The sequence below is a fragment of the Bacillus sp. SIMBA_005 genome (assembly GCF_046535585.1).
Classification (GTDB): domain Bacteria; phylum Bacillota; class Bacilli; order Bacillales; family Bacillaceae; genus Bacillus; species Bacillus pumilus.
The window spans coordinates 1-251 of sequence record NZ_JAWRWI010000832.1 but is presented as its reverse complement, the minus strand read 5'-3'; the positions used below and the strand labels follow the sequence as shown (position 1 = coordinate 251).

General features: G+C 72.9%; 1 pseudogene. It reads left to right on the top strand.

From position 1 onward, the window contains the following. Positions 1–58: 58 nt before the first annotated feature. Positions 59–251, top strand: a pseudogene (locus tag SB660_RS22405) (hypothetical protein); the annotation flags it as partial.

Here is a 251-nt window from a genome sequence, read left to right as displayed (position 1 = left end):
CCGGTTTCGTCGTCGACCTCGTCCACCATGCCGTCGACCCGCGGCTCAGGGAGCGCGCATGAACGGTCTCCGGAACCTGTGGCGCATCCCCACCGGCCGCGCCGCCGCCCTCGTCATCGCCGCTATCGTGCTGGTCGCCGCCGTCTCGCTCGTCTGGACGCCATTCGATCCCGCCCGCGCCGACGCGTACGCTGCCTGGACGCCGCCGAGCTGGCCGCACCCGCTCGGAACCGATGGCACCGGCCGAGACA